This is a genomic window from Cupriavidus sp. SK-3 (genome assembly GCF_000611145.1).
Taxonomy (GTDB): domain Bacteria; phylum Pseudomonadota; class Gammaproteobacteria; order Burkholderiales; family Burkholderiaceae; genus Cupriavidus.
Map to the genome: position 1 here is coordinate 20,459 of NZ_JFJV02000192.1, position 8,479 is coordinate 28,937.

General features: G+C 68.0%; 9 protein-coding genes and 1 pseudogene. 8 read left to right on the forward strand and 2 right to left on the reverse strand.

Going from position 1 to position 8,479, the window contains the following annotated elements; genetic code table 11:
- Nucleotides 1-400 (reverse strand): annotated as a pseudogene (locus tag CF70_RS38005) (LysR family transcriptional regulator); the annotation flags it as partial.
- 216 nt (nucleotides 401-616) lie between these two features.
- On the opposite strand from CF70_RS38005, the gene CF70_RS18460 reads away from it, so the two are divergent.
- Nucleotides 617-1,840: an MFS transporter gene (locus tag CF70_RS18460; RefSeq protein WP_235185116.1), complete on the forward strand. Its 1,224-nt coding sequence runs from the start codon at nucleotides 617-619 to the stop codon at nucleotides 1,838-1,840.
- Here CF70_RS18460 and CF70_RS18465 read toward each other — a convergent pair.
- A complete protein-coding gene (locus CF70_RS18465; protein WP_035867787.1) occupies nucleotides 1,837-2,262 on the reverse strand; it encodes a GNAT family N-acetyltransferase in 426 nt (141 codons plus the stop codon). The genes CF70_RS18460 and CF70_RS18465 overlap by 4 nt on opposite strands.
- A 176-nt stretch (nucleotides 2,263-2,438) precedes the next feature.
- Here CF70_RS18465 and CF70_RS18470 point away from each other — a divergent pair, with 176 nt between their 5' ends.
- From CF70_RS18470 to CF70_RS38615, 7 genes are all read left to right on the forward strand, one after another.
- Entirely contained in the window at nucleotides 2,439-3,191 is a 753-nt protein-coding gene (locus CF70_RS18470) for a FadR/GntR family transcriptional regulator (RefSeq protein ID WP_035867664.1), read from the forward strand.
- A gap of 26 nt (nucleotides 3,192-3,217) precedes the next feature.
- Nucleotides 3,218-4,114 carry an L-threonate dehydrogenase gene (ltnD, locus tag CF70_RS18475; RefSeq protein ID WP_035867666.1) on the forward strand — a complete coding sequence of 299 codons (897 nt, stop codon included), beginning with the start codon at nucleotides 3,218-3,220 and terminating at the stop codon, nucleotides 4,112-4,114.
- A gap of 10 nt (nucleotides 4,115-4,124) precedes the next feature.
- A complete protein-coding gene (gene otnK / locus CF70_RS18480; protein WP_035867668.1) occupies nucleotides 4,125-5,429 on the forward strand; it encodes a 3-oxo-tetronate kinase in 1,305 nt (434 codons plus the stop codon).
- Nucleotides 5,426-6,064: an aldolase gene (locus tag CF70_RS18485; protein ID WP_035867671.1), complete on the forward strand. Its 639-nt coding sequence runs from the start codon at nucleotides 5,426-5,428 to the stop codon at nucleotides 6,062-6,064. The genes otnK and CF70_RS18485 overlap by 4 nt, the downstream gene beginning before the upstream one ends.
- Before the next feature lie 151 nt (nucleotides 6,065-6,215).
- Nucleotides 6,216-7,559, forward strand: a complete 1,344-nt coding sequence (locus CF70_RS18490; protein WP_035867673.1) for an MFS transporter — start codon at nucleotides 6,216-6,218, stop codon at nucleotides 7,557-7,559.
- A 39-nt stretch (nucleotides 7,560-7,598) separates the two neighbouring features.
- Nucleotides 7,599-8,381, forward strand: coding sequence for a 2-oxo-tetronate isomerase (otnI, locus tag CF70_RS18495; protein WP_035867683.1), 783 nt, complete (start codon nucleotides 7,599-7,601; stop codon nucleotides 8,379-8,381).
- A gap of 52 nt (nucleotides 8,382-8,433) precedes the next feature.
- Nucleotides 8,434-8,479 (forward strand): hypothetical protein (locus CF70_RS38615; RefSeq protein ID WP_255350676.1); only part of this gene is annotated, 46 nt, incomplete at its 3' end.

Genomic DNA, 8,479 nt, shown 5'->3' on the forward strand with positions numbered 1-8,479 from the left:
CGGCATTGCGGGCCACGCGCGCCTCGATCCGGACCTTGGGATGCGCGCGGGCGAACCGGCCCAGCACTTCGGGCAGCAGCACCTCGCCGAAATCCTGCTGCAGGCCAAACCGCACCCAGCCCTCCAGCGCTACGCCATGCACGGCGGAGGCGGCCTCGTCGTTGAGATCCAGCAGCCTGCGCGCATAGGCCAGCATGGTCTCGCCAGCCTCGGTCAGCGCCAGGCCGCGTCCCGCCTTGCGGAAGATCGCCGTGCCGGCCTGCTCCTCCAGCTTCTTCAACTGTGCGCTGACCGCCGAGGTGGAGCGGCCGAGACGGTCGGCGGCACGGGCATAGCTGCCTAGTTCCATGCCCACCACGAAGCTGCGCAGCACATCCAGGTCGAAGTTCACCGTAGCCATCGCGAACCATCCTGTTATTTGGGATATTTAGTGAAGAATTATCTGATATTCAGGATCATTCTCGACTGACAGAATCGGGGCGTCAAGGCCACCCGTGCCGCTTACAAGGATGATGCCGTGTCCCGCACCCGCTCCCCGCTTTCGTTCCCCGTTGTTTCCGGCCCTGCCGGCGCAGCGCTCGCCCCACGCCACGGCCCCGGCCATCGCTGGAAAGTCCTGGCCATCGGCGTGGCCGCCAATGCGAGCTTCGCCGCGGCGTTCTCGGGCATTCCCACCACGGCGGTACTGATGCGTGCCGGCTACCGGCTCGACAACGCCGCGCTGGGCTTCTGCATTGGCATGATGGGGCTCGGTATCGCGGCAAGCGAAGTGCCGTGGGGCCTGCTGACCGACCGCTGGGGCGACCGCCGGGTGCTGTTGACCGGGCTGCTCGCCACCACGCTGTGGCTGGTGCTGATGGCCGGGGTCATTGCGCCACTGCCTGGGCACGTTCCAGGCCATGCCCTGCTGGCGCTCGGCTTGCTGGTGCTAGGCCTGCTGGGCGGCAGCGTCAACGGCTCCAGCGGCCGTGCCGTGATGGCGTGGTTCCGCGAAGGCGAACGGGGCCTGGCCATGAGCATCCGCCAGACCGCGGTGCCGGCCGGCGGCGGGATCGGGGCGCTGGCCTTGCCGATGCTGGCACAGACGTTTGGCTTTGCAGCGGTGTACGGGACCCTGGCCGCGTTCTGCGGGATCACCGTGATCTTTGCCTGGCGCTGGATGCATGAACCGCCAGCCGCCGGAGAACGAGCCGCTTTGCCGGCCAGCGGCAAGGCGCCGCCGCGGCAAGCCGGGCCCGGATTGTTGCGCAACGCGCTGGTCTGGCGGCTGGTGAGCGGCATGGGCCTGATGTGCGTGCCGCAGGTGGCCGTGCTGAGCTTCGCCACGGTCTTCCTGCACGATTTCAGCCAGATCGGCATTGCCGCCGCGGGCTTGTCCGTGGCGGCGGTCCAGGCGGGCGCCGCCGTGATGCGGGTATGGAGCGGCCGCTGGACCGACCGCCACGGCAACCGGCGCGCTTACATGCGCGCCTGCAGCAGGTTGACGTTGCTGGTTTTCGGGGCAGTCGGCGGACTGGCCTGGCTCTGCGCTGCCACTCCGGTCTGGCACGCCGTGCTCACGCCCGTGCTGGTGGCCTGCCTCGTGCTGGGCGGCATTTGCACGTCCGCCTGGCATGGCGTCGCCTATGCCGAGCTGGCCACGATCGCGGGTGCAAGCCGTGCCGGCACGGCACTCGGCCTGGGCAACACCTTCGCTTTTTCCGGCTTCTTCCTGGTGCCGCTGGCGATCCCGGCCATGGCCGCCGGGTTTGGCTGGCCCTCGGTGTGGCTGGCGGCCGGCGTTTGCGCGCTGCTGGCGCGGCCGCTATTCCCCCGGCCGGCCGGAGTTGGCGACGCTTAACCCAGCCGCTTGCGCATTTCCACGTGAGGGATGCCGGCTTCCTCGAATTCCTCGCCAACTTGCTCGAAGCCCACGCGCGCATAGAACGGCGCCGCGTAGCTTTGGGCATTGAGCACCAGTTCGGGATAGCCAAGCTCGGCGGCCTTGGCCATCAATGCGTCCAGCACCATGGCGCCGACACCGCTGCCGCGCGCCGCCTTGAGCACCGCCATGCGGCCGATATGGCCATCCGGCAGCAGGCGGCCCGTGGCCAACGCGCCGCCATCCTCGGCCAGCGCCAGCGCATGCCAGCTCGGCTCATCCCATTCGTCCCATTCCAGTTCCACCGGCACGCCCTGCTCTTCGACGAAAACGGCGTAGCGGATGGAGCGCGCGATTTCGCGGACTTCGGACCAGGGGGCGAGGCGGATGGTGATGGTCATGATGGCTCGGATGCGGAAAAGATAAGGATACGGGCGGGCCGCCATGATACTCCGCCCGCGGCGCGCCACCGTTTTGCCGCACCGCAGCAAGGCTGACGCGTAGGGGTAACTCCCGATCTGCATTCCTTGCCGCAAATTTGTATGATGACCATATTACCTAATCACCTGAGCGTCCCGTGTTCCAGAAAGTCCCGACCCGAGCCCTGACAGACACCGTTGCTGAACAGCTGCTGGAGAAGATCGAAGGCGGCGCCTTTGCGCGCGGCGCGAAGCTCCCCACCGAGGCGGTGCTTTCCGAAGAATTCGGGGTGAGCCGCACGGTCATCCGCGAAGCCATCGCCCGGCTGCGTCACGAAGGCGTGGTGGAGTCGCGCCAGGGCAGCGGCGTCTTCGTCACCGAGCAGGCTGGCATCCGGCCGCTGCGAATCGATTACACCGATGTGGCCACGCTCGAATCCGTGCTGCAAATCGTCGAACTGCGCCGCGCCATCGAGGCTGAGGTAGCGGCACAGGCGGCGCGCGACCGCACGGACGCCAGCATGGCGGCCATCGATGCCGCACTGGCCCGCATCGACGCCGAGGAAGCCGCCGGCGGCGACGGCGTGGCCGCCGACGTGGCCTTTCACCGGACCATCGCCGAGGCTACCGGCAATCCTTTCTTCCTCAAGACGCTGGCTTTCCTGAGCCAGTACCTGGAAACCGCAACCCGCGTGACCCGTACCAACGAGGCGCGCCGCTCGGACTTCTCGCGCCAGGTGCGCGAGGAACACCAGGCCATTGTTGCCGCCATCCGTGCCGGCGACGCGCTGGCCGCGCGCAACGCGGCCCAGACCCATATGTACAACGCGGCGCGGCGCCTGTCCCTGGGTGGACAGCCCGGTACCGCAGCCGACCTTGCCGACGCGCCCGCGCGCGGCCCGTCCCACTGATCACCGCCCTCCCGGCAGGAGTCTTCATGAGCAAATCAATTGGCGTCATCGGCCTCGGCGCGATGGGCAACGGCGTAGCGCACAGCCTGCTGCGCGCCGGATTCAAGGTACACGCGTGCGACCTGCGGCCCGAAGTGCTGCAGCGCTTTGCCGACGCGGGCGGCATCCCCTGCGCCAGCCCGGCCGAGCTGGGCGGGAAATGCGATGTGGTGGTGACGCTGGTGGTCAATGCCGCGCAAACCGAGGCCGTGCTGTTTGGCGAGCAAGGCGCGGCAAGCAGCCTGCGCCCCGGCACCCTGGTAATCGCCAGCGCCACCGTGCCGCCGAGCTTTGCGCAGGCGCTGGGCCAGCGGCTGGGCGAACGCGGCATCCTGCTGCTGGACGCGCCGGTCTCCGGCGGTGCCGCGCGCGCCGCCAGCGGCGAAATGACCATGATGACTTCCGGGCCCGCCGAAGCCTACGCGCTCGCCGAGGACGTGCTGGCCGCGATGGCCGGCAAGGTCTACCGCCTGGGCGACGCGCATGGCGCGGGCTCCAAGGTCAAGATCATCAACCAGTTGCTGGCCGGCGTGCATATCGCCGCGGCGGCCGAAGCGATGGCGCTGGGCCTGCGCGAGGGCGTGGATGCCGAGGCCCTGTACGAGGTCATCACCAACAGCGCGGGCAACTCCTGGATGTTCGAGAACCGCGTGCCCCACATCCTGGCGGGCGATTACACGCCGCTGTCGGCGGTAGACATCTTCGTCAAGGATCTCGGCCTGGTGCTAGATACCGCACGCGCCAGCAAATTCCCGCTCCCCCTGTCGGCCGCGGCGCACCAGATGTTCATGATGGCGTCCAGCGCCGGACACGGCGGCGAAGACGATTCCGCCGTGATCAAGGTGTTCCCCGGCATCGATCTGCCGGCGAAAAAGGCCGACTGAGGAAGCCAGCATGACCGCACAGAACGAATCCCCGCGCGCCCTGCTCGGCTGTATCGCCGACGATTTCACTGGCGCCACCGACCTGGCCAATACGCTGGTGCGCAACGGCATGCGCACGGTGCAGACCATCGGCGTACCAGCCGGCAGCAAAGCGCTGCCCGGCGTGGAGCATGCCGATGCGCTGGTGGTAGCGCTGAAGTCGCGCACCATCCCGGCGGACGACGCGATCGCGCAGTCGCTGGATGCATTGCGCTGGCTGCGGGCACAGGGCTGCCGCCAGTTCTTCTTCAAGTACTGCTCCACCTTCGACTCCACGGACGCAGGCAATATCGGCCCGGTGGCCGAGGCGCTGCTGGCGGCGCTGGGCAGCGACTTCACCATCGCGTGCCCGGCGTTTCCCGAGAACGGCCGCACCATCTTCCGCGGCCACCTGTTCGTGGGCGATGTGCTGCTCAACGAGTCGGGCATGGAGAACCACCCGCTCACGCCAATGCATGACGCCAACCTGGTGCGCGTGCTGCAGCGGCAAAGCCAGGGCAAGGTCGGCCTGCTGCGCTACGACGCCGTGGCGCGCGGCAGCGCGGCCGCCCGGCAAGCCATTGCCGCCTTGCGTGGCGAAGGCGCGCGCCTTGCCATCGCCGATGCCGTCAGCGATGCCGACCTGCACACGCTTGGCGAAGCCTGCGCCGAACTGCCGCTGCTCACCGGCGGCTCCGGCCTGGCGCTCGGCCTGCCTGCCAATTTCCGCCGCGCCGGCCTGCTGCCGGCGCGCGCGGACGCCGATCGCGTCGCCCCGGTTGCCGGCCCTGCCGTGGTGCTGGCCGGCAGCGCATCCAAGGCAACCAATGCCCAGGTTGCCCGGTGGCTGGAGCAAAAACGCCCGGCCCTGCGCATCGATCCCCTCGCGCTGGCCGAAGGCGCGCCGCTGGTGGAGCAGGCACTCGGCCTGATCGCCTCGCATGCGGAGCCGGTGCTGGTCTACGCGACCACCACGCCCGAAGCGGTCAAGGCCGCGCAGGCCGCGCTCGGCGTGGAACGTGCCGGCCATCTTGTAGAGCAGGCGCTGGCCGCCATCGCCGCCGCCCTGAAGACCCGCGGCACGCGCCGCTTCGTGGTGGCCGGCGGCGAAACCTCCGGCGCGGTGGTGCAGGCGCTGGGCGTGCAAGCGCTGCGCATCGGCACCCAGATCGCGCCGGGCGTGCCCGCCACTGTCACGCTGGAAGCCGAACCGCTGGCGCTGGCGCTCAAATCCGGCAATTTCGGCGGCGTCGACTTCTTCGACGAAGCGCTGCGCCAGCTGGGAGGTGAAGCATGAGCACCGAAGCCAGCCTGCGCGAAGAGATCTGCCGCATCGGCGCCAGTCTCTACCAGCGCGGCTACACCGTCGGCAGCGCCGGCAATATCAGCGCGCGCATGGACGACGGCTGGCTGATCACGCCGACCGACGCCTGCCTCGGCATGCTGGACCCCGCCGCCATTGCCAAGGTGGACAGCGGCGGCAACTGGGTGGCCGGCGACAAGCCGTCCAAGACGCTCACCCTGCACCGCGCCATCTACGACAACAACCCGCAGGCGCACGGCGTGGTGCACACGCACTCCACCCACCTGGTGGCGCTGAGCCTGGCGGGCGCCTGGCAAGCGGACGATGTGTTACCGCCGATCACGCCCTACTACGTGATGAAGGTGGGGCATATCCCGCTGATTCCCTACCACCGGCCGGGCGACCCGGCGGTGGCGGCGCGCGTCGCCCGGCTTGCCGCCGAAGTGCGCGGCGTGCTGCTTGCGCGCCTTGGCCCGGTGATGTGGGAGACCACCGTCTCGCGCGCGGCGTTCGCGCTCGAGGAACTCGAAGAAACCGCCAGGCTCTGGCTGATGTTGAAGGATAAGCCCGACCCGCTCGACGAGCACGCCCTGGCCGAACTGCGCGATACCTTCAAGGCGCGCTGGTAAGCAGAGCACAACCACAAACATAAGCAAAACAGAACGGCCCGGCCGCACGCCCCGATTTTCCCTCGGGCCGCGGCAAGGGCAGCGTTCGCCCCCGGCTTGCCGATCCGGACCGGATCCAGGCCGGCTTCAAGCCGAAACACCGGAGACAACCATGAATACATCCACCCAGGCCGCGCTGACCGGCGCCGGCCAAGACATCGACCGGGGCATCGACCGGGACATCGAAAAGCGCGCCTACAGCAAGGTGTTCTGGCGCATCATGCCCTTCCTGATGCTGTGCTACGTGATCGCCTACCTGGACCGCGTCAACGTGGGCTTCGCCAAGTTGCAGATGGCGCAGGACCTGGCCTTCTCCGAGACCGTGTTCGGCCTCGGCGCCGGACTGTTTTTCATCGGCTACTTCCTGTTCGAGGTGCCCAGCAACCTGCTGATGCATAAGCTGGGCGCGCGCATCTGGATTGCGCGGATCATGATCACGTGGGGCATCATCTCGGCGCTGTTCGTGTTCGTGAAAACGCCGGCCACCTTCTACATCATGCGGTTCCTGCTCGGCCTGGCCGAAGCGGGGTTCTATCCCGGCGTGATCCTCTACCTGACCTACTGGTACCCCGCCAACCGGCGCGCCAAGATGATCGCGCTGTTCATGTCGGGCATCCCGGTGGCAGGCATGTTCGGCAACCCCTTGTCGGGCTTCATCATGGACGCCTTCCATGACTACGGCGGCATGCGCGGCTGGCAATGGATGTTCCTGATCGAAGCCTTGCCCGCGCTGCTGATCGGCGTGATCACGGTGTTCGTGCTCAAGAACGGCATCGACCAGGCGCCCTGGCTGGACGCCGACGAGAAGCGCGTGCTCAAGCGCAATATCGAGGAAGACTCGCGCCAGGCCGATGCCTCGGGCACCGGCCACTCGCTGCGCGCGGTGTTCTCGGATCGCCGCGTGTGGTGGATGTGCCTGATCTACTTCTGCTTCGTCACCGGACAATACGCGCTGACCTTCTGGATGCCCACCCTGGTCAAGACCAGCGGCGTGAAGGGCAACCTCAATATCGGCCTGCTCAGCGCCATTCCCTTTATCTGCGCCATCGTGGTGATGAACTTCCTGGGCCACAGCGCCGACGCCCGCCGCGAACGCCGCTGGCACCTGATCGTGCCGGCGCTGATGGGCGCGGTGGGTTTTGCCATTGCTGCCTCGTTTACCCACAATACGGTGGTGGCCATCGCCGCGCTGTCCCTGGCCGCCGCCGGCGTGCTGACCTGTGCCCCGCTGTTCTGGTCGCTGCCCACCGCCTTCCTGTCGGGCCTGGCCGCCGCCTCCGGCATTGCCGTGGTCAATTCGGTGGGCAACCTGGCGGGCTTTGTGGCACCGTACATGGTGGGCTACCTGACCGACCTCACCCATAGCACGCAGTCGAGCATGTATGTGCTGTCGGCCATGCTGGTGCTTGGCGCCGGGCTGGTCTGGCTCACGCCGGCCAAGCTGGTCAACCGCTAAGCCAAGACACAAGAACCACCCCTTCTCCTGGAGCACCGCATGCCGCGCTTTGCCGCCAATCTGTCGATGATGTACACCGAGCACGCCTTCCTGGACCGCTTCGCCGCCGCGGCGGCGGACGGTTTCAAGGCCGTGGAGTACCTCTTCCCCTATGAACATCCCGCCGCCGGGATCCGGGCTCGCCTCGATGCCAACGGTCTGACCCAGGCCCTGTTCAACGCGCCGCCGGGCGACTGGAACGCCGGCGAGCGCGGCATGGCGGCCCTGCCGGGACGCGAGGCCGAGTTTCGCGATGCTTTCGCCCGCGCGCTGGAATACGCGGCCGTGATCGGCAACGACAAGGTCCACGTGATGGCCGGCCTGGTGCCCGCCGGCGCCGATCGCGCGCGCCATCGTGCCTGCTACCTGGAAAACCTGGCGCACGCCGCCCGTGCCGCCGCCGCGCAAGGCATCACGGTGCTGGTCGAGCCCATCAACGCCCGCGATATGCCCGGCTATTTCCTCAACCGCCAGGACGACGGCCAGGCCATCTGCAAGGAAGTCGGGGCGGCCAACCTGAAGGTGCAGTTCGACTGCTACCACTGCCAGATCGTGGAAGGCGACCTCACCGTCAAGCTCAAGCGCGACTTTGCCGGCATCGGGCATATCCAGATCGCCGGCGTGCCCGAGCGGCACGAGCCGGATCTGGGCGAACTGAACTATCCGTACCTGTTCGACGTGATCGACGGGCTTGGCTACGACGGCTGGATCGGCTGCGAGTACCGGCCGCGCGCCGGCACCTCGGCGGGGCTGGGCTGGCTCAGGCCTTACCTGAAGGGCTAGGCGCCCGCTTGCGGCCCGAACCCATCAACTGGAAGACAACTGGAAGATCAAGATGCATGTACTGATCACCGGCGGCGCCGGCTTTCTCGGCCCGCCAC